The 22,874-nt window shown below is 31.3% G+C and carries 16 protein-coding genes and 1 riboswitch; of the genes, 4 read left to right on the top strand and 12 right to left on the bottom strand.

Annotated features, from left to right (window positions below):
- Positions 1–178 precede the first annotated feature (178 nt).
- From add to gltB, 6 genes are all read right to left on the bottom strand, one after another.
- Positions 179–1,192: an adenosine deaminase gene (add, locus tag CPJCM30710_RS00450; RefSeq protein ID WP_212902190.1), complete on the bottom strand. Its 1,014-nt coding sequence runs from the start codon at positions 1,190–1,192 to the stop codon at positions 179–181.
- A gap of 214 nt (positions 1,193–1,406) precedes the next feature.
- Positions 1,407–2,642: a [FeFe] hydrogenase H-cluster maturation GTPase HydF gene (gene hydF, locus CPJCM30710_RS00445; RefSeq protein ID WP_212902189.1), complete on the bottom strand. Its 1,236-nt coding sequence runs from the start codon at positions 2,640–2,642 to the stop codon at positions 1,407–1,409.
- A gap of 14 nt (positions 2,643–2,656) precedes the next feature.
- On the bottom strand, positions 2,657–4,054 hold the full coding sequence (locus CPJCM30710_RS00440) for an aspartate ammonia-lyase (protein ID WP_212902188.1): 1,398 nt from the start codon (positions 4,052–4,054) through the stop codon (positions 2,657–2,659).
- A gap of 37 nt (positions 4,055–4,091) precedes the next feature.
- The gene (locus CPJCM30710_RS17980; RefSeq protein WP_281413940.1) at positions 4,092–4,220 is read right to left on the bottom strand and encodes a hypothetical protein; all 129 of its coding nucleotides are present in this window, start codon (positions 4,218–4,220) and stop codon (positions 4,092–4,094) included.
- Between the two features lie 231 nt (positions 4,221–4,451).
- Positions 4,452–5,936: a glutamate synthase subunit beta gene (locus CPJCM30710_RS00435; protein WP_212902187.1), complete on the bottom strand. Its 1,485-nt coding sequence runs from the start codon at positions 5,934–5,936 to the stop codon at positions 4,452–4,454.
- A gap of 19 nt (positions 5,937–5,955) precedes the next feature.
- Positions 5,956–10,491 (bottom strand): glutamate synthase large subunit, encoded by a 4,536-nt coding sequence (gltB, locus tag CPJCM30710_RS00430; RefSeq protein ID WP_212902186.1) that lies wholly within the window; start codon positions 10,489–10,491, stop codon positions 5,956–5,958.
- A gap of 740 nt (positions 10,492–11,231) precedes the next feature.
- Between gltB and CPJCM30710_RS00425 the strand changes: the two genes are divergently transcribed.
- Positions 11,232–11,939: a Crp/Fnr family transcriptional regulator gene (locus CPJCM30710_RS00425; RefSeq protein ID WP_212902185.1), complete on the top strand. Its 708-nt coding sequence runs from the start codon at positions 11,232–11,234 to the stop codon at positions 11,937–11,939.
- Positions 11,940–12,194: 255 nt separating this feature from the next.
- Positions 12,195–12,893, top strand: coding sequence for an iron-sulfur cluster repair di-iron protein (ric, locus tag CPJCM30710_RS00420; RefSeq protein WP_212902184.1), 699 nt, complete (start codon positions 12,195–12,197; stop codon positions 12,891–12,893).
- A gap of 78 nt (positions 12,894–12,971) precedes the next feature.
- Here the strand turns inward: ric and CPJCM30710_RS00415 are convergent, their stop codons facing one another.
- The 4 genes from CPJCM30710_RS00415 to CPJCM30710_RS00400 form a co-directional block, all read right to left on the bottom strand.
- On the bottom strand, positions 12,972–13,757 hold the full coding sequence (locus tag CPJCM30710_RS00415) for a M50 family metallopeptidase (RefSeq protein ID WP_246503417.1): 786 nt from the start codon (positions 13,755–13,757) through the stop codon (positions 12,972–12,974).
- Between the two features lie 186 nt (positions 13,758–13,943).
- The gene (locus CPJCM30710_RS00410; protein WP_212902183.1) at positions 13,944–14,129 is read right to left on the bottom strand and encodes a small, acid-soluble spore protein, alpha/beta type; all 186 of its coding nucleotides are present in this window, start codon (positions 14,127–14,129) and stop codon (positions 13,944–13,946) included.
- Positions 14,130–14,243: 114 nt separating this feature from the next.
- Positions 14,244–15,008 carry an exodeoxyribonuclease III gene (locus CPJCM30710_RS00405; RefSeq protein WP_212902182.1) on the bottom strand — a complete coding sequence of 255 codons (765 nt, stop codon included), beginning with the start codon at positions 15,006–15,008 and terminating at the stop codon, positions 14,244–14,246.
- Positions 15,009–15,277: 269 nt separating this feature from the next.
- Positions 15,278–16,288 carry an AI-2E family transporter gene (locus CPJCM30710_RS00400; protein WP_212902181.1) on the bottom strand — a complete coding sequence of 337 codons (1,011 nt, stop codon included), beginning with the start codon at positions 16,286–16,288 and terminating at the stop codon, positions 15,278–15,280.
- Between the two features lie 878 nt (positions 16,289–17,166).
- Here CPJCM30710_RS00400 and CPJCM30710_RS00395 point away from each other — a divergent pair.
- A complete protein-coding gene (locus tag CPJCM30710_RS00395) occupies positions 17,167–18,756 on the top strand; it encodes an ABC-F family ATP-binding cassette domain-containing protein (protein ID WP_212902180.1) in 1,590 nt (529 codons plus the stop codon).
- A gap of 172 nt (positions 18,757–18,928) precedes the next feature.
- Here CPJCM30710_RS00395 and CPJCM30710_RS00390 read toward each other — a convergent pair whose 3' ends face one another.
- Both CPJCM30710_RS00390 and CPJCM30710_RS00385 read right to left on the bottom strand, forming a co-directional pair.
- Positions 18,929–20,287, bottom strand: coding sequence for an alanine/glycine:cation symporter family protein (locus tag CPJCM30710_RS00390; protein WP_281413941.1), 1,359 nt, complete (start codon positions 20,285–20,287; stop codon positions 18,929–18,931).
- Between the two features lie 168 nt (positions 20,288–20,455).
- A riboswitch (glycine riboswitch) is annotated at positions 20,456–20,541 on the bottom strand.
- A gap of 400 nt (positions 20,542–20,941) precedes the next feature.
- Positions 20,942–21,547: a DUF2238 domain-containing protein gene (locus tag CPJCM30710_RS00385; protein ID WP_212902179.1), complete on the bottom strand. Its 606-nt coding sequence runs from the start codon at positions 21,545–21,547 to the stop codon at positions 20,942–20,944.
- 125 nt (positions 21,548–21,672) lie between these two features.
- On the opposite strand from CPJCM30710_RS00385, the gene CPJCM30710_RS00380 reads away from it, so the two are divergent.
- Positions 21,673–22,629 carry a D-2-hydroxyacid dehydrogenase gene (locus CPJCM30710_RS00380; RefSeq protein WP_212902178.1) on the top strand — a complete coding sequence of 319 codons (957 nt, stop codon included), beginning with the start codon at positions 21,673–21,675 and terminating at the stop codon, positions 22,627–22,629.
- Positions 22,630–22,874 lie beyond the last annotated feature (245 nt).

The following is a 22,874-nucleotide window of genomic DNA, read 5'->3' as shown; positions in this document are numbered from 1 at the left end:
ATAATTCTTAAACTGAATTGTAGTAACTCTTCAACCGCTAATAAAATTAGACTTAAAAAAGATTTGTGTTCTTCAAACTAGTATTTCTGCATATGATAAAATTAGATAACTACCACACCATCTCCCAAAAAGAGGATACCTTTAAAGCAAGGTATCCTCTTTATTCTCATTATATTAATTAAAATTGAGATAATTCTTTCAATAATTTCTTTTTTAACTCATCATTACAAAAGGACGCTTCAATGCCGTTTTTAATAATATTAATTATATCCTCTACAGTAAATTTAAAGCTTTTATTTAATAAACATAACTCATAAGTTAAAGTTACATTAGATACAGTATTGTTATCCGTACTTACAGTTACCTTTATATCTCTATCATAAAATTGTTTTATTGGATGATCATTAATATTTTCAATTATCTCAGTATTATAGTTACTTGTAACACAAACCTCAAGCGGTATGTTTTTTTCTTTAAGAAGTTTCATAATATTACTATCTTTAATAGCTGATACTCCATGACCTATCCTTTCAGCATGAAGTAACCTAATAGATTTTTCAATGTTTTCTGCAATACCGGTTTCTCCTGCATGTATTGTTATATGAAAGCCCATCACCTTAGATTTATTAAATAAATCTATAAAAAGCTCAGGGGGATAATCATCCTCATTCCCTGCAAGATCTACTGCAACTACTCCTTTCCCTAAATACTTTGCTGCTGCTTGAAGCTGATGTAAGTTCTTATCTATTGTTTCATGTCTTAAAAAAGAAATGATGATATTACTATGAACACGAAACTTTTCTTCACCTTCTTTAATTCCCTGAAGAACCGCTTCTATTACATCTTCTTCTGATAATCCTTGAGAAATATGAAGATACGGAGCAAACCTTATTTCTACATATCTTATATTTTCTATACTACAATCCTCAATAAGCTCAAAAGCTATCCTTTTTAAGTATTCTTTCTTTTGCATAACACTTATAGGATAAACAAATTTCTTTAGATACTCCTTTAAAGATAAGCATTTATTTTGAACTTGGATGTGCTCCTTTAGTTCTTCCAACTCATAAGCCGGAAGAGGTATGTTTTCTTTCAATGCTATTTCCATCAAAGTTTCCGGTCTCACAGACCCATCTAAATGACAGTGTAAATGAACTTTTGGTAAGTTTCTAATTCTCTCCTGTATATCCATAAAATCACCTGATTCTTATAAAATTTTATAATTATAAAACTTTGTTAAGTATAACAAACTCTTCTCTCTTCAATACTTCTTAGTATCTCAACAATCATTTTTATTATAATTGTTATACAAAAGTCTTATATACTAATTATAACTATTATTAAAGATAAACAACTTAATATATTCTTAGAAAACAAAAAAATTGTGACAATATCGTCACAATTTTTCACAGTTCTTCTTCCCAAATCATCTTTGCCAGTGGAAATGGTTGTAGAGCTCTCTCAAGTATTCCATGAACGTGAGCTATAAGTATTCCATAGTTAACGATTGGAACTTGATATTCCTTAGCATCATTGATTCGTGAACACATTGCTGTTCTATTTAGCATACATCCTCCACAGTGTACAATCAACGAGTACTGTGTAACATCGTCAGTGAAAACTACTCCTGAGGAAAATTCAAAAACAAGTTCTTTACCTGTAAGCTGACGAAGCCATCTTGGTATTTTTACCCTTGCAATATCATCAGCCTGTCTATGATGGGTGCAGCCCTCTGCCACTAAAATCTTATCTCCGTCTTTAAGACTTTTTATTGCCTTTACCCCCTTAACTAGCTCCACAAGATCGCCCTTATATCTTGCAAATAATATAGAAAAGGATGTCATCATCATATCTTTTGGGGTATCTGCCGCTACTTTTAAAAACACCTGAGAATCTGTTATTACAAGCTTTGGTTTTTTCGCCAAGCTATCTAAAGTTTCCCTAAGTTCAAATTCCTTAGTTACTATAGCAATAGCATCACTTTCTAAAATATCTCTTATAGTCTGCTGTTGCGGTAAGATAAGTCTTCCTTTAGGCGCAGCCTTATCTATAGGGGTAACAAGTACTACAATATCCCCTGGACTTACCAAGTCTCCAACGATCTTAAACTTATCTTCATCCTCCGGAAGAAGGCTTATAATTTTATTTTTAACTTCCTTTATCCCCTTTTTAGTAGAAGCTGAAACTGGAACTACTTGAATTGCCAATTCCTTTGCCATGATCTGTGGAACTTCTTGAACATTTTCTATCTTGTCAACTTTATTCAGTATTCCAATCACAGGTATATTCTTTTCTTTTATTATATCTACTATAGTTTTATCATAATCAGTTACTCCAATTGTACCATCAACTACTACCAAAGCTACATCAGTCTTATCAAGAACCTCAAGTGTCTTCTTTTTTCTAAGTTCTCCTAGCTCTCCCTCATCATCAAGACCTGCAGTATCAATAATTACACAAGGCCCAATCGGAAGTATTTCAATAGACTTATAAACAGGGTCTGTAGTCGTTCCCTTAACATCAGAAACTATTGCAATTTCCTGATTAGTTATTGCATTTATAATACTTGACTTTCCTGCATTTCGCTTTCCAAAAAGAGCAATATGTACTCTTTCTGAACGTGGTGTTGAGTTTAAGCTCATAAAATCTCCTCCGTCTACTTTCCAGGTATTCCTGGACTTGTTAATTCAAATGGATTTAATATTTTATCTATTTCTTCTTTTGAATAAGTTCCTTCATCATAAAGAACTTCTCTAATTGATTTCTCTTCTTTTAAAGCTACTTTAGCTAAATCACTAGCTTTATCATATCCTATATGATGAACTAAAGCAGTCACAAGCGCTGTAGATCTTTCAAGATTTTCTTTACAATTCAATTCATTTACAATAATGTGTTCTATACATTTTTCTTTAAAAATTATAACAGTCTTTTCTAAGAGTTCAAGCGATTCCAGAAGGCACTCTACTATAAGTGGTATAAAGGCATTTAACTCAAGTTGACCAGAAGATGCTGCTAACGTTATAGCAGTATCATTAGCTATAACTCTCATGCTTACCTGCCCAACCATTTCAGGAATAACAGGATTTACTTTGCCTGGCATGATTGTTGAACCAGCTTGGCACATTGGAAGTATGATTTCTGCAAATCCTCCTCTTGGACCTGAACCTAATAACCTTAAATCATTAGAAATCTTCATAAGATTTACTGCACATGCTTTTAAAAGACCTGAAACTTCTACAAAAACATCACAATTTTGTGTTGTATCAATAGGAAAATCTGATCTTGCAATGCCTAGCTTTGTAAGGTCTTGAAGCACATCTGTAACCATAAATATATACTTATTTGTAGCATTTAATCCTGTACCGATAGCTGTACCACCTATATTTATAACTCTTAATCTTTCTTCAACTTTATATATTCTCCATCTATCTCTCTCAATAGCCTTGGCATAAGCTCCAAAGCCTTGACCTACCATTATTGGAAGAGCATCCATAAGCTGAGTTCTACCAAGATGAATGATATCTGAAAATTCATTTTCCTTTATCTGAAGTGCTTCCTGAAGTTCTGCTAAGGCATTAGCTAATTTCCTTATTCTTTTAATGGCCGCTATCCTAAGAGCCGTTGGACAAACATCGTTCGTAGATTGAGACATATTTACATCATTCAGTGGATGTACAATCTCATACTCACCCTTCTGTCCGCCTAAAATCTCTATAGCTCTGTTAGCTATAACTTCATTAACATTCATATTTGTAGATGTACCAGCCCCACCCTGGAATGCACTAACCTTAAATTGATCATCAAACTTTCCATCAATAACTTCCTCACTTGCCTTAATTATAGCATTTCCCTTTTCCTCTGTCAGCGTATTAAGTTTAATATTTACAATTGCAGCTGCTTTTTTGATAACAGCTATTTCTCTAATGAAATCCATGTTTACAGCCTTATTGTTCAATTCAAAGTTTTCTAGAGCTCTTGCAGTATTTATACCATAATATTTAGAGTTATCAATTTCTTTTGAACCTATTAAATCTTTTTCTAATCTATAATCCATAATTTCTACTCCTCAACGTTAACTTTATACATTTATGCTATAGTAAAATGTAATAAATTTCAATATTCCTAACAATACAAAAAACCTCATTTCCATTTTCCCAAAATACCTTTGTAAGCTCATAACCTAACCCTCTATTTGCACCTGTTATTAAAACCTTTATCATAATTACCACTCCATATTGATCATAGCATGCTAATTGCTGATACTATTTTACTCTATTTACACCTTTTTGTTTAATATATTGGTAAATATGCTAACGTTACAACATTTCTATGGCAGTTTAAATATTTATGTTAATAAACTCTATAAAAACAAAATTCCAACATACTATGTATACATAATATGTTGGAATTATTAATAATTATATTTTAAATTAATTTGTTAAATATATTATCTATGGAAGTATAGTATATCCCATTAGGAAGTTATCTACTTCTCTTGCACAAGCTCTTCCTTCGTTGATTGCCCAAACTACAAGACTTTGCCCTCTTCTAACATCTCCACAAGCGAATACTTTATCTGCATTTGTCTTAAATTCGCCATAGTTAGCCTTTACGTTTGTTCTTTCATCTAACTCTACTCCTAAAAGTGAAGGAAGATTTGTTTCAGCTCCTACGAAGCCCATAGCTAGAAGTACTAAGTCTGCCTTCCATGACTTTTCAGTTCCTGGAACTTCCTTTGGTACCATGAAGCCTTTTTCATTTTTCTCCCAATTTACATCAACAGTGATAACTTCTTTAACTCTACCTTCATTATCACCTACGAACTTCTTAACTGTAACTGCAAACTTCCTAGGATCTTCACCATGAACTGCCTCAAATTCTTCTTGACCATAATCTACCTTATGGATTCTAGGCCATTGAGGCCATGGATTATTTTCTCCTCTTTCTGAAGGAAGTTTATTCATTATTTCAAACTGTACTAGGGAATTACAGCCATGACGAAGGCTTGTAGCAACACAGTCAGTACCAGTGTCTCCTCCACCAATTACAATAACATCCTTACCTTCAGCAGATACATATGCCTTATCTTCTAAATTTGAATCTAGAAGACTCTTTGTAGTCTCTTTTAAGAAGTCAACTGCAAAGTATATACCGTCAAGGTCTCTTCCTTCAACCTTTAGATCTCTTGGATTAGTTGCTCCACAAGCAAGCACTACAGCATCAAAATTTTCAAGAAGTTCTTTAGTATCTACATTCTCTCCAACATTAGCATTTACTTCGAAGTTAATGCCTTCAGCTTTCATTAAATTAATTCTTCTATCAATTAATGTTTTATCAAGCTTCATGTTAGGTATTCCATACATTAAAAGACCACCTAATCTATCATGTCTTTCAAAAACAGTAACTAAATGACCTCTTTTATTAATTTGATCAGCAGCAGCAAGCCCTGCAGGACCTGAACCAATTACAGCAACCTTCTTTCCTGTTCTTACCTTTGGTGGATTAGGAACTATAACACCTTCTTCGTAAGCTCTTTCTATAATAGAACATTCATTTTCTTTAATAGAAATAGCTGGGCCATGTATTCCAGCAGTACAAGCTGCTTCACAAGGCGCAGGACAAACCTTTCCAGTGAATTCTGGAAAGTTGTTTGTCTTTAGAAGTCTTCTTACAGCTTCCTTCCAAAGTCCTTTGTGAATTAAATCATTCCACTCAGGAATTAAGTTATTTACAGGACACCCTGATACACCTCCACCAATCATAATCCCTGATTGGCAGAAAGGTATACCACAATCCATACATCTAGCACCTTGGATTTCTTGTTCCTCTTTGGAAAGAGGTATGGAAAATTCTTTATAATGTTTAATTCTTTCTAGTGGTTTTACTTTCCCAGCTGTTTTTCTTTCATAATCTAAAAACCCTGTTGGTTTACCCATGTTTCTCCCCCTCTTTCCTTTACTTCTTTACTCCACAAATTTCTTCAAAGGCAGCAAGCATTGCCGCATCTTCTGAAAGTCCTGAAGCTTCGTATTTCTTTATTACTGTTACCATCTTTTTGTAATCTCTTGGCATAACCTTAATAAACTTATGCTTTAAAGTATCAAAGTTATCAACTACTCTCTTAGCTAAAGAAGAATTAGTAACTTCATAATGCTCTTTAACCATTGAAAGAAGTTCTTGTTCATCTTCACATTCTACTGCTTCTATATTAATCATTTCTTTATTTATTCTATTTGCCTTAGTGCCTTCTTCATCTAAAATATAAGCTACACCACCAGACATACCAGCAGCAAAGTTTCTTCCTATGCTACCTAGAACTACAACTCTACCACCAGTCATGTATTCACATGCGTGATCACCTACACCTTCAACAACAGCATAAGCTCCAGAGTTTCTTACACAGAATCTTTCTCCTGCTACACCTTTAATAAATACCTTACCTTGTGTTGCACCATAAAGAGCAACGTTACCTATAAGAATATTTTCTTCAGGTATAAGCTTTGAACATTCTGGTTCATAAACAATTATCTTTCCTCCAGACAATCCTTTACCTAAGTAGTCATTACAATCCCCTACTAGTTCAAGAGTTAATCCATTAGGAATGAACGCACCAAAACTTTGACCACCTGAACCTGTAACCTTAACAGTAACAGTATCTTCTGGAAGTCCCTTTGCACCATATCTTCTTGTAATTTCACTTCCAAGTATAGTACCAAGAACTCTATCTGTATTTGTTGATTCTACTTCAACAGTAACTTTTTCACCATTTTCAAGTGCATTCTTACAAGCTTCAAGTAAAACTTTTGAATCCATAGTATCTTCTAATTTATAGTCATAATATCTTTCAAAATGAACAGCTTTATCATTTGGAACTTCTGGATTATAAAGAACTCTTGAAAGATCAACCTTTCTAGCCTTCCAGCTATCAACTTCCTTAGCCTTAAGCTTATCAGTTCTACCTATCATCTCTTCAATTGTTCTGAAACCTAACTTAGCCATATATTCTCTAAGTTCTTGAGCAATGAAGTACATAAAGTTAACTACATGCTCAGGTTTACCTGCAAATCTCTTTCTTAATGCTTCGTTTTGAGTAGCAACACCAACTGGACAAGTATCTAAATTACAAACTCTCATCATAACGCAACCAACAACTACAAGTGGCGCTGTTGCAAAACCGAATTCTTCTGCACCAAGAAGAGCAGCAATAGCTAAATCTCTTCCTGACATTAATTTTCCGTCAGTTTCTACAGTAACTCTTTCTCTTAATCCATTAAGTACAAGTGTTTGATGAGTTTCAGCAAGACCAAGTTCCCAAGGTAATCCTGCGTGTTTTATTGATGTTTTTGGTGAAGCTCCTGTACCACCATCATATCCACTTATTAATATTACATCTGCGCCACCCTTTGCAACCCCTGCTGCTATAGTACCTACTCCAGCTTCAGAAACAAGCTTAACACTTACTCTTGCCTTAGTGTTAGCATTCTTAAGATCGTAAATTAGCTGAGCTAAGTCTTCTATAGAATATATATCATGGTGAGGTGGTGGAGATATAAGTCCTACTCCTGTTGTTGAGTGTCTTGCCTTTGCAACCCAAGGATATACCTTAGTAGCTGGAAGCTGTCCGCCTTCACCTGGCTTAGCTCCTTGTGCAACCTTTATTTGAAGTTCTCTTGCATCTACTAAGTATTCAGAAGTAACTCCAAATCTTCCTGAAGCAACCTGCTTTATAGCTGAAGAACGAAGATCTCCATTCTCATCTCTTATAAATCTTTCGCTTTCTTCTCCACCTTCTCCAGAGTTGGACTTACCGCCTATTCTATTCATAGCAATCGCAAGACATTCATGAGCTTCCTTACTTATAGAACCATAAGACATCGCTCCTGTCTTGAAACGCTTAACGATAGATTCTACTGATTCAACTTCCTCTAGAGGAATTGAATTCTCTACATAGTTAAAATCTAATAATCCTCTTAAAGTCATAGCATTTTTATCAGTACCTAAAAGAGTTGTATATTCCTTAAATTCTTCGTAACTACCATTTTTACAAGCACTTTGAAGCTTATGAATAGTTAGTGGATTATACATATGCTCCTCTTTTGAGCTTCTGAACTTATGACTTCCCTCTGAATCAAGAGTTAAATCTACTATAAGCTTATCAAAACCTTGAATGTGTCTCATCAACGCTTCTTTTGCTATATCTTCTAATTGCATACCCTCTATTCTTGAAGGCGTCCAAGTAAAGTATTTCTCGATAACTTCCTTAGAAATTCCTATTGCTTCAAAAATTTGAGCACCGTTATATGATTGAATAGTTGAGATACCCATTTTAGAAATAACTTTTACGATTCCCTTTAAGGCTCCCTTATTATACTTATAAACAGCATCCTCATAATCTGTCTTTAGCATTTCCTTATCTATAAGTTCCTTAATAGATTCATATGCAAGATATGGATTTATCGCATTAACACCAAATCCTAATAAACAAGCGAAATGATGTATTTCTCTAGGTTCTCCTGATTCTAATACGATGCTTACCTTAGTTCTCTTACAGTTTCTTACTAAGTGGTGGTGAAGTGCTGATGTTGCAAGTAATGCTGGAATTGGTACATTATTCTCGTCCACCATCTTATCTGAAAGTACAAGTATAGATGCTCCTTCTTCTATAGCATTGTCTGCGTCCTGGAACAGTCTTTCTAAAGCACTTTCAAGACCCTTTTCTCCTGCATTCTTATCAAACACTATTGGTAAAATTTTATGTTTAAATCCTTCACTCTCTAAAGAAAGAACTTTATGAAGATCCTTATTAGTTAATATTGGACTATTAAGCTTAATTCTTCTGCAATTCTTCTCACCTTCTGAAAGAAGATTGCCCTCTCCTCCAAGATAAACTCTTACAGAAGTTACAATTTCTTCTCTAATAGCATCTATTGGAGGATTAGTAACCTGCGCAAACATCTGCTTGAAGTAGTTATATAAAAGTTGAGGTTTTTCACTAAGTACTGCTAAAGGTGTATCAATACCCATTGCAGCTAAAGGATCATCTCCATTTTCAGCCATAGGCGCTAGTGTTGTTGTTAAATCCTCATATGTATAACCGAATGCTTTTTGCAATATAACTCTCTTAAATTCATCCATGTTTTCTTCTTCAAAAGAATCATCTGAAATCTTGTTAAGCTTAACTAAATTATTAGAAATCCATTCACCATAAGGTTTTAACTTTGAGTAATTTTCCTTTAATTCCTCATCATTAATAACTTCACCCTTTACAGTGTCAACTAAAAGCATTCTTCCTGGTGTTAATCTACCTTTTTTAACAACCTTAGAAGGATCTATCTCTAATACACCAACTTCTGAAGAAAGGACCATAATGTCATCTTCAGTTATGTAGTATCTTGAAGGTCTTAATCCATTTCTATCAAGACATGCTCCTAGCATATCCCCATCTGTAAAAGCAACAGCTGCTGGCCCATCCCATGGTTCCATCATTGTAGAATGATATTCATAGAAATCCTTCTTTTCCCTAGCCATTTCTTCATTCTTACTCCAAGGTTCTGGAATAAGCATCATCATAACTTCTGGAAGTGGTCTTCCATTCATATATAAGAATTCTATTGAATTATCAAACATAGCTGAATCTGAACTTTCTCTTCCAATTGCAGGAACAACCTTTTCTAGCTCATCACCGAAAACATCAGATTCAAAGTTTGCTTCTCTAGCATTCATCCAATTTACGTTTCCTCTAATTGTGTTAATTTCCCCATTATGAATGATATAACGATTTGGATGTGCTCTATCCCAGCTTGGGAAAGTATTAGTACTAAATCTTGAGTGAACTAGAGCAATCGCACTTTCAAGGTCCACATCCTTTAAATCTAAGTAGAATTCTTCTACTTGCTTTGATGTTAACATACCCTTATAAACAATAGTCTTACTTGAAAGACTTGCAACATAAGCTTCTTCTACTGACTTTTCAAAAGTTCTTCTAATCACATAAAGTTTCTTTTCGAACTCATTTGTATCTTTTATTTCTTCACTTCTTTTTACAAATCCTTGGATAATAAAAGGCATAGCTTCTTTTGATGCTTTACCTAAATCCTCTGGATTTATAGGTACTTCTCTCCATCCTAGGAAGCTCTGCCCTTCTTTAAGTACAATATTCTCAAAAAGCGCCTTTGCCTCTTCTCTCTTCTTTTCATCCATAGGAAGAAAGAACATTCCAACACCATATTCTCTTTCCTCAGGAAGTGTAAAGGAACATACCTTTTTAAAGAATTTATGAGGGATTTGAAATAAAATTCCTGCACCATCTCCGACCTTAATATCTGCACCTGCTCCCCCTCTATGTTCAAGGTTTACTAGTACCTTTAGTGCATCTTTTACTATACCATGGGATTTTTTACCTTTAATATGTGTTATCGCCCCAATACCACAGGCATCTTTTTCAAAAATAGGATCATACATACCTTGACCCTTTGGAATTCTACTAAACATTATAGGTCCCCCCTTTATTTATTCTTCTTAAGCATATAGCTTTAATACCGTAGAATCAATAGTGATACAAAATAATTTTAATCTTTCAAAAACACTAAACAGAAAACTAATTTTGAAATTATAATAGCATTTAAATTGCAATTTATCAACATTTTTCTTTTAAAATTTATAAAAAAATAATGGCCATGCAAGTTTTACAATATTTTATTTCATATATATGGAAAAGTTTATATTGTTTATGTACTATGTCTATAGAAATATATTTTTAATTATATATTTTTATAAAATATTTAGTATTATTTTTTCTATTAAATAGTCTATTATTTAACTTTAATTTAGAAAAAGTATCATATATTACTTATTGTTTTAAAAACATCTATATTCTATATCATAGTAGCTAATAAACTTAAAGTATTATAAAATAACATAAGAAAATTACAATACTTTAACCATCACTAAAATATTGCTCCAACACTTATTATAAAATATTATAGAAAAATTACAATATGATTATATTACTAGTATCACATTAAAAACTGTAAATTATACTAAAATAAAGAATACATAATTATATCAAGATAAAAATGAAAGAGTTATATGCCCTGTCACTCCTATTGAGCTTCGCTTTTAGAAATCATCACAAATAAAATTATTAAAACTGAGCCAGATTTTACTTTGCGAAATGGTAGTAAATAAGATAATACTTTTTAAGTATTATCATTAATTGAGGTGTTATAAGTATGAAAACATGTAACTGTATATCATGTAAAACAAAACTATGTGCTAGTAAAGTACCTATATTCTCCGCTCTTTCTAAAGAAGATATAGTAAAGATAGTCTCTAAAATTCATCACTATGAATATAAAAAGGGGGAACCTATTTGCCTAGAAGGTGAACTATCTGATTCTCTAATCATAATAAATAATGGCAAAGTAAAACTTACTAAAATCACTAAAGAAGGAAAGGAACAAATTATTCGGCTTTTAACTACTGGCGACTTTTTAGGTGAATTTAGTATTTTTAGTGATAATGAAACATATAATTTCTCAGCCTATGCATTATCACCAGTTAACATTTGCAGTTTGAATAAAGAAGATATGAATCTAATCCTTATGGAGAATCCAGAAATATCTATAAAAATACTTAAAGAGGTTTCTCAAAGGCTAATGCAGACAGAAAATCTTGCTCAAAACCTGGCTACTAACGATGCAGAAATAAGAGTTGCTAATTTAATCCTTGAACTTAGTGAAAAATACGGAAAAGTTAATGGTAATCGTATTGAAATTAAGCTTCCTATAAGTAGAGAGGACATGGCAAATTATATTGGCGTTACAAGAGAGACCATAAGTAGAAAACTTAATAAGTTTCAGGAATTAGGAATCATAACGCTTATAGGCAATAAAACCTTAATAATATTAGATAAAGAAGCATTAATGGATTACATTTAAAAAGAATAGAGACAGTGTATAAATCATGATTGTGTTTAAAGAGTGCAATCATGTTTTTTTATTTTTTTAGAATTTGATTTTAATCACAGTTTTTCTTCGTAACAACCAATATAATAAACTTGTAACAAGAAACAAAGGGAAGCTTACCTTCATTATTTATAAAAACTTTAATAATCATTAACGAAGTTGAAAGAATTTATGAATTTGTTTCAGATCTAGCTGTGAAAGCAGCATAAGTATAAGGAGGTCTATGGTATGTTAAAAGAAATTAAAATAAATGAAACACTAGGAGATATAGTTTTAAAATTTCCAGAAGCAAATGAGATTTTTAATAAATATAAAATAGATTACTGCTGTGGTGGAAATGATCCTCTTGATAAAGCAGTAAATGAAAAAGGATTACAGGTTAACGAGTTTCTAGATGAGTTAAACAAAGCATATGAAAAATTCTTTGATTCAGGTGCTACATTAAAAAAGTGGGAAGAAGAAGACCCTATAGATTTAATAAATCATATAGTATCCATTCACCATATCTATACAAAAAAGGAACTTCCTATTTTAGACGGATTAATATTTAAAATTCTAAAGGTTCACTTTGATCACCACGGTGAAGAACTTTTAAAAATTCATAAACTTTTTGGACTACTTAAGGTAGATATTCAGGAGCATTTAATTAAAGAAGAGGAAATTCTATTCCCTTTAATAGAAGCCTATGTAAATACTAAGGATGAATCACTTCTGATAGATATTAAAAAGTTTATACAAGAAACAGAAGATGAACATCATGCCGCAGGAGATATATTAAAAGAATTAAGAGAAATTACTAATGACTATCAGGCTCCATTTGATGTATGTACAACATACAAACTAGTATACTCAAAACTTCAAGATTTAGAACAGGATTTATTTACTCATATACATTTAGAAAATAGCGTACTTTTCAAAATAATATAATTCTCTTATATTAAAGAAGCTTATCATTGAGGTTATTTCCACATGATAAGCTTTTTTACTTCATAAGTTTCTTATTCATCATTTTCCTATATGCTTTGATAAATACATAATTTTATATTCTAATACTATTAGTGCTGATGAAATTACAATGACTATAAAACAAAGCAATTCCACAATATTAATTTCTCTTATCTTTTTTAAAAACATATCTAATATAGCAGGTACAAATAAAGTAATAAGCCCAAAAATCGTTATTATTGTTAATATTTCATTAATAGTCTTATCCTTTGCTCCTAAAAGCGTAAAAAATTCTCTTGCAGGTTCTATGATAATCTTACTACCATCTAGTGGAGGTATAGGAAGCAAATTTATAACAAACAAAACAACATTTATTATAATTAAGTACTGAATAAAATTTAAGTTTACACTGTCTACTTCCTGAAAAAATACTATGCCAAATCTATTTATTGGATCATGTATTTGCTCATAGCTAAAATCCTTTCTCAAAAGTAAAACAATATCCTTAACAATATGTGAAACTAAAGTTAAATCTCCCTTTACATAGATTAAAAGCCCAACTAAGATCAATGTTAAATTAACACAAACTCCAGCAAGTGCAATAACAATTCTTTTTGTTACACTAACTTTGTAATAATCGTCCTCAACAGGAATTACTACCCCTCCCAAAGGAAACAAATTAAAAGTATAAACTATTCCTTTTTGGTGCAATTGTAATATTCTAGTGCCAATCCCAACTGTATATTTTAATGCTCTTACCTTTGTAAGTCTTAAGGCAAATAAATGCCCCAATTCATGAAAAGCTATAGAAAAATAAATAACAAAAAATACAATTAAAAATTCCAACCTTATTCCTCCATAAAAACTTCTGTACTTATTTTTATTCAAAAAATTACAAGTTAATATCTCATTTTTTGAGCCATTAAAGTTATTTTTAAATTTAATATCTATTTTTAATTAAAAATATTTACTCTCTATCTTTTAATAAAAATAAAAAGAGAAGCTACTTACAAGCAACTCCCCTATTGTTATTTATTCAATTAGCTTCTTCTCAAAGGCTTTTACTGCTTCCTTTGTAAAATTTCCGCCCTGAGCTCCTCCTACCATGCCACAAACCTTAGAACTCATATTTCCCCAATAACCATTCTCTGGTACATTAATTCCCATCTGCATAGCCTGTTCAGTTTTAGTATCAACCTTGTTTACTTTTTCTTCCATGAAATAACACCACCCTTTTAAAAACTTTGTACTTAAAAGTATTATTTCACATTTAATATTTAATTATGTCTTTATAGTTCTATTACTGCATTATACTTTATTTAGATAATATTTTTATAATTCTAATTCTAAAACTACAGGACAATGATCTGATCCATATACCTCATTTAATATCCTTGCACTTATAACCTTGTTTAATAGATTATTTGATACAAAATGATAATCAATTCTCCACCCAGCATTTCTTTCTCTAGCTTTAAATTTATAACTCCACCAGGAGTATTTTATTGTTTCAGGATTTAAATGCCTAAAGGTATCAGTATATCCATTTGCTATAAACTTATCAATCCATTTCCTTTCTATAGGTAAAAATCCTGAGTTTTTCTCATTAGCTTTAGCATTTTTTATATCCATTGGTGTATGAGCAGTGTTGTAATCTCCACATATTATCAACTTTTTACCACTCTTAACTTCATTATTACAATAGTCTAAAATAGCATCATAAAACCTTAATTTATAAGTTAACCTTTCTTCACTCATCTGACCATTAGGGAAATATATATTTAATAGAGTAAACTCCTCAAACTCAGCAATTAATATCCTTCCTTCATCATCAAACTCTTTAATTCCCATTCCATATCTAACCATGGTAGGCCTTATCCTTGTATATATAGCAACTCCGCTGTATCCCTTCTTTTCTGCAAAAGAAAAGTATGAATAATATCCTTCTATGTTCCTACCTTCCTCATCTAAAGTTTTCTCTTGTAATTTAGTTTCTTGTATGCAAAGTATATCTGGATGCTCATTCTCTATCCATACTAAAAAATCTTTTTTAAATATTGCTCTAAGTCCATTTACATTCCATGAATATATTCTCATAACGTATACTCCCTTTGATAATTTTTATTAATTAATACAAACTATAATATGTTTATATTAATTACCATAATTATTATTCAACATTATTATTATATAACATTTACATAATTTAACAATATGTTGTTGTTATATCTTAATCTATATTCATAATATTGTATTTTTACCTCAACAATTTCTAATCATAAAAAATAAAGCTGATCAGGCATCGAGCCTGATCAGCTTTATTTAGATTCACTTAGTAAAATTACTTATCGTTTCTAAATATTATTTTAATCATTATTAACTTCTAAAATATCTAGAATAAATATGAAAATAGGCATCCCTATGATAAGTCCCCATATTCCAAAAAAATGCTCTGATACAATTAAAATTATGAAAGTATAGAATACAGGTAATTTTGTTTTAGAAGACATCAATTTAGGGTTTAATATATATCCTTCTAACGCATGAAGTACAGCTATTATAATCAATACATATATAACCTTTGTTAATCCTCCTACAGTATAGGCAGTTAACGAAAGTGGAACTAGAGAAATAAATACACCAGCTACAGGAATTAATCCTAAAATAAATATCATTATTCCTAACCCTAACACTTTTGGTAACCCAATCAATGTTAAAGCTATTATAGAAAGTATACTATTAATTAGAGATATTAAGATTTGTACTTCAATAACCTTGCCAAAGGAACGAATAAACTTTCTACAAAAATATTCAATTTCATTATAGAAGCTTGATATTTTACTATATTTAAATTTAGTAGTAAACCTAATTATCTTATTTCTTTCTAGCAAGAAAAATAAACTTAAAATTAATGAAATAAAGATATTTAAACCCCATTTACTTACATCTGTAATATACTTAAATATTGCAATATCCCATTGCTCTATGTAATCTACAATATTAAGCCTTTTAGTACTTTCAATTACATAATTAATTATAGGATCATCATGAGATTGTTGATAAAAAGACATTATCTGTTTTGTAATCTGTATTCCCTGGTCTATAATTATAGGAAGATACTTACTAATTACTAAAACAATCATTGTTATAAATAAAACATATAGTGCTATTACAATAACCTCTTGTTCTATTTTTATAAATTTAGCTAGCATTTTAGCTATAAATCTTTGGAGTCTATACATTAGAAAAGTTAGTATAAACGTTATTAAAAATACGTTCGCAAAATCTCTCATCACATATATAAAGAATGTCAAAACAGCTAGTATTGTAAATCGCTTAAATCCTTGCCCCCTAAAAAACTCCATTATTGTGTCCATAACATACGAAACCCTCTCTTTGTTAAATATTTTTATAGGCATTCAACTAAACTGTACCAAATCCCTCCATACCCTAAGGTCTGGGATGAATAACACATTATTGTAAATGGATCGATATCAACTACAATAATTAATTTTATATAAAATTTCTTAAAGTTTAATATTATATCAATATTAAAGATTCTTTGATAATTGGATACATGAGATTGTAGAGAGAATATGAAAACAAGAAACCTAAAATAAATCTTTCCTAAATAAAATATCCAAAGAACTAAAGTTAAACCGTACAACCCAGTATTCACGAGGCTGGCACGAACTTGCTGTCGTCGATAAACCTGCTCTGTTGGAGGTATTCATTAGGAAACCATTCACTTTCATAAATGATGCTAATTCATTAAAAAGTTTCCTTATAAATAACATAATTACTAAAATAATGGTATCAAATTTGACTAAAAATATCAAATTAAAATTAAGCCAAAATGCTTATAAAATAGAAGTTTACTTAAATTAAACCATAATTCAAACTTCTTTATATAGTTTTTTAAACCATTATTCTCGATGTATATAATAATCACACGTCTATAAAGAGATAGTGGGTTCTAGAATAAATATTTTGTATAGATAAACAACTTGACAAGTCAATTTATAACAATAATTTCTTGCTTTAAAAGCTTGTTTAGTTGGCTGATAAACAACTTCATAAGTCAATTTACAACTGAGGATATAGAAGAAAATGCTCATCCACAATACAGTATATAGGTATTTTCTTAATGCTAAAATTTATAAGTACTAAAGATGATATTTATATGCTATAATAAAAAAATGTGTGAAGATTATTAAATTAATTTTAAAATATAACTAAAGAAAGGAAAGTGTACATGATTACAGTAAGTAACATAAGCTTAAGATATGGTGGACGTAAACTTTTTGAAGATGTTAATCTAAAATTTACTCCTGGAAACTGTTATGGAGTTATAGGTGCTAATGGTGCCGGAAAATCTACTTTCTTAAAAATACTTTCAGGAGAAGTTGAAGCAAATACAGGTGAAGTTATTATAGCTCCAAATACAAGAGTTTCAGTATTAAAACAGGATCATTATCAATACGATGATTGTCAGGTTTTAGAAACAGTTATAAGAGGAAACGAAAAACTTTATAGCATAATGAAAGAAAAGGATGCTCTTTATGCTAAACCTGACTTCAGTGATGAAGATGGTATAAAGGCTTCAGAACTTGAGTGTGAATTTGCTGATCTTAATGGATGGGAAGCTGAATCAGAAGCATCATCTCTATTACAAGGATTAGGCATAGGAACAGATTTACACTATAAAAATGTAGGAGAATTAACTGGTGGAGAAAAGGTTAAGGTTCTTTTAGCTCAAACTTTGTTTGGAAAACCTGGCGTTCTAATACTGGACGAGCCTACTAACCACCTTGACATGAAATCTGTAACTTGGCTAGAAAACTTCTTAGCAGACTTTGAAGGTATAGTTATAGTTGTATCCCATGATAGACACTTCTTAAATATGGTATGTACTAATATTTGTGATGTGGACTTCGGAAAAATCAAATTATATGTTGGTAACTATGACTTCTGGTATGAATCAAGCCAACTAGCACTTCAAATGGCTAAGGATCAAAATAAGAAGAAAGAAGAAAAAATTAAAGAACTTCAAAACTTCATTGCTAGATTCAGTGCTAATGCTTCAAAATCTAAACAAGCTACTTCTCGTAAGAAGCTATTAGATAAGATAACTTTAGACGATATTCAACCTTCTAGTAGAAAATATCCATTCGTAGGTTTTAAACCAGCTAGAGAAGTAGGTAATGATATTTTAACTGTAGAAGGATTAACTAAAACTATAGATGGAGTTAAGGTATTAGACAATGTTAGCTTCATGGTAGGAAAAGAAGATAAAATTGCCTTTGTAGGTAATGAAATTGCTGTATCAACTCTATTTAAGATATTAATGGGTGAGCTTGAACCAGACAGCGGAAGCTTTAAATGGGGTATAACTACTTCTCAAGCTTACTTCCCAAAAGATAACTCAGAGTACTTTAATGACTGTACTTTAAGTTTAGTAGATTGGTTACGTCAATACTCAGAGGAAAAATCTGAAAGCTACTTAAGAGGATTTTTAGGAAGAATGTTGTTCTCTGGAGAAGAGGCTTTAAAGCAAGCTAATGTACTTTCTGGAGGAGAAAAAGTTCGTTGTATGCTATCTAAAATGATGTTAAGCACTGCTAACGTACTTATATTAGATCAACCTACAAACCACCTTGATCTAGAATCTATTACAGCAGTAAACAACGGCTTAATTGACTTTAAGAGTGTTCTTTTATTCTCTTGTCATGACCACCAATTCGTTGAAACTATAGCAAATAGAATTATTGAAATACTGCCAGAAGGAATCATTGATAAGAAGTGTACATATGATGAATACCTAGAAAGTAAAGGCATGAATTAATTGTTAAAGAGCGGATTCTTAGAACCCGCTCTTTGTCTTTTTATAAAAAAAGTTAACCAATCTCACTTTAGAAATTACTTTCTATTTAAGACAGCCTTGGATTATTTTAAAAAAGGTGCCAGCCTCTTCTAATGTAAATGTAAAGAGGCTGGCACTATTTATCTATCTTATCTTATGCAGCTTTTTTTTTATCTTGTTTTTGTTGATTAAAATAGCTTTTAGTTTCAGCTACTATAACTCCACTTAATCCTATTAAAGCAATAAGGTTTGGAATTGCCATTAATGCATTTACAATATCAGCTAATATCCATACTAAATCAAGCTTTAAGAATGCTCCTATAGCAACTAAGAATATAAATATATATCTATAAGGCTTTATTCCCTTTACTCCAAATAAATACTCAGTACATCTTTCACCATAATAGTTCCATCCTATTATTGTTGTGAATGCAAAGAATATAAGTCCAATAGTTACTATAAGCTTACCTATAACAGGTATTGGTAACCCTACTGTAAAAGCTTGATTAGTCATTGCAGCTCCTTGAAGATCTGAGTTCCATACACCTGTGGATATTAATACTAAACCAGTCATTGTACATATAACAATAGTATCAAAGAAAGTTCCTGTCATTGATATTAGTCCTTGACGAACACAAGATTTAGTTCTAGCAGCAGCTGCTGCAATTGGTGCACTACCAAGTCCTGATTCATTAGAGAAAACCCCTCTTGCAATACCATTTTGAATAGCCTGTCTTACTGTAGCTCCTAAGAATCCACCTGCCGCAGCAGCAGGAGTAAATGCACTTTTTATAATTAGAGCTATTGCGCCTGGAAGTACAGAAGCATTGTAAATTAAAATAATTACTGATCCTACTACATAAAAAATAGCCATGAAAGGTACTACTAATTCTGATACTTTAGATATACTTTGTATACCTCCAAGAGTTACAAGAGCAACTAATATAGTTATTATAACTGATGTAACTACAACAGGAACATTAAATGCTACATTTACAGATTGTGTTATAGAATTAATTTGAGCAAATGTTCCTATTCCAAAGTAAGCAACACCGATACCAAATAAAGCAAACAATTTAGCCATCCACTTTATTCCAAGACCTTTTTCAATATAATACATAGGACCACCGGACATCTGACCATTTTTGTCTGTAACTCTGTATTTTATTGCTAGTAGTCCTTCTGCATATTTAGTAGCCATTCCAAAGAAAGCTGCCATCCACATCCAGAAAAGAGCACCTGGTCCACCCATCTTAATTGCTGTAGCGACACCAACGATATTTCCAGTTCCTATAGTAGCTGCAAGTGCTGTACATAATGCAGCAAAGCTTGTAACATCACCATCTCCATTATCATCATCATCTTTAGCAAAAAGTAATTTTATAGCTAAAGGTAATTTAAATACTTGAAGTAATCCAAGACGTACAGTTAGATAGATACCTGTTCCAACTAATAAAATTAGTAGAGCTGGTCCCCATACAATAGAATCAATTTTGTTAAGCACATTAATAATTTGTTCCACTATTATCCCTCCATAATAATTAAAATATTTAATAATTAGGGACAGAAATAGAAAAAGATAATCAAAAAAGCCAGATAAATAATGCTATCGATAGTAACAAAAATGATATTAATGATACCGATAGTAAAAATAGCAATACCTGACCTCTGTAAGAAATATTATCTATCCCCTGTCCTTTTACCTGAGAGTTTCGCCTTTAGGCTTTCTCCTTCGGTGCTCATAAGAGTCTCTCCAGAGGCTCGTCCAGTAGCGGTCACCACCTATAAAAATAGGCACCTGAAAGATTTACTTCTTCGGTGGATGATACTATGCATCATCGCTCTCCCATTACCTTCATCCGAACTATGAAGTTTTTACAGAACTTATTTTAATACACACTTTCAAATAATACAATATTTTATCTATAAATTATTTATATTTTATTAATAAAATCATTCTGATAATAATTCGTTAAAAAATATTTAATAATATATAAAAATTCATAATATCGCTATGCCATACATGAACTAAGGATACACAAGCACTACTTTCAAAGAAAATTTAAAACAATCTAAATTCCTATACTTTTTTGAATTTAAATTCAGTTATGAACTTGTGTATCTACAGATTTCTTACTGTTAAAAACCAAACTATTAATTCACTTATTTAACGATAATCTGTATCTATATATTTTATTCCAAAGAATATGTTAGATAAGATAACTCCACTGAAAGCTATCAACATATCCCACTGTGAATCCCATTCATCTCCTTGCATTCCTAAAAAAGGATCAGCTTTTCCTCTCACTGAAAATGCCACAAGAAATTCAATAATCTCATAGGTAGCACTTACACCAAGACACATTAAAAATATAATAAAATAGAGCCATCCTTTTCTCCTAATTACTCCTCTTCTCCAAAGCACTTCCTTAAAAAGAACAGATGTGGTTATTCCATTTATAACATGACCTACCCTATCATAATGATTTCTACTTAAAGACATCTTCTGTTTTAACCATGTAAATAAAGGCACCTCACTATAATTGTAATGCCCTCCTATTAACATAATAATAAAAGCTATAAATATCCACGTATAAGTAAAATTACTTAATCTAAATTTTTTATATGTAAAAGTTAAAACACTCAACCCTATTAAAACAGGCATAGATTCAAGAAACCATACTAAATAACTTCTTGGTGTAATAATTGACCATATAATAACTCCTATAATAATTACTAAATAAACAATTGGAAGTTTATTATTTTTCTTCATAATAAAATCAACTCCTACTTTAATACACTTTATGGTAATATTTTGCCTTTATATACGCCTTATAATTCACATAAATGTTATAATGTAATTAATTTATTTTAAAAATAAAGTTTTGAGGTGATAATATGAAGATTGTTATTTTGGACTCTAAAACCCTTGGAGATGACGCTGATCTAAGTTTATTAGAAAAGTTTGGAGAAGTTATAGCTTATGGAACAACAGAACCACACGAAGTTGGTGAGAGAATTTGTGATGCAGATGTTATTCTGGCAAATAAGGTCATATTAGATAGATTTAATTTAGCTAATGCTTTAAAGGTTAAACTTATTTGCATAACTGCTACTGGAACAAATAACGTGGATTTAAACTACGCAAAAGAAATGGGGATTGCAGTTACTAATGTTGCAGGTTACTCAACAAATAGTGTAGTTCAACACACTTTTGCCTGCTTATTTTATATTCTTGAAAACTTAAAATATTATGATGAATACGTAAAAAGCAATCAATATTCCAAAAGTCCTTTATTTACCAACCTTGACAAACCATTCTGGGAGTTATGTGGTAAGACTTGGGGAATAATAGGACTTGGAGAAATAGGCCGAAATGTTGCATCAATCGCTAAAGCCTTTGGATGTAGAGTTATCTATTTCTCGACCTCAGGTAAAAATACTAGTACTGACTTTGAAAGAGTTAACCTTGAAACACTGCTCAAGGAAAGCGATATAGTATCTATACATTCTCCTCTAAATGAAGCAACTAAAGGACTACTTGATTATACAAAATTATGCAAAATGAAAAATACTTCCATACTTCTCAATATGGGAAGAGGAGGTATAGTAGATGAAGAAGGATTAGCCAAAGCACTAGATGAGAATAAAATCTGGGGAGCAGGTCTTGATGTTCTATCTCATGAGCCAATAAAAGAAGAAAATCCTCTTCTTAATATATCAAGAAAAGAAAAACTTATAATTACACCTCATATTGCATGGGCTAGTATTGAGGCAAGAGAAAGACTATTGTCTGAGGTTGCTAAGAACATAGCTGCATTTTTGAATAATGAGAAAAGAAATAGAGTTGAATAATTCTATTTCTTTCAGACTATTGGAAAAGTACCAGTAGTCTTTATTTTTATTTAATATGAATTAAAATTAAAAATATAAAACTTTATTTCTTAGTAGTTATATAAATAATAAAGCTGCGCAGGCATCAAGCGTATTAAATTTTAGCCAAATTTCACTTTGTGAAATAGTAGCAAATAAGAAACCTAAAAGTTATACTTTTGGTATACCCTCTCCCTCTTTCACTTGTGAAATTTGACTAAAATCAA

The sequence above is a fragment of the Clostridium polyendosporum genome (genome assembly GCF_018332455.1).
Lineage (GTDB): Bacteria > Bacillota > Clostridia > Clostridiales > Clostridiaceae > Clostridium_AY > Clostridium_AY polyendosporum.
This window is presented reverse-complemented; position numbering and strand designations above follow the sequence as displayed.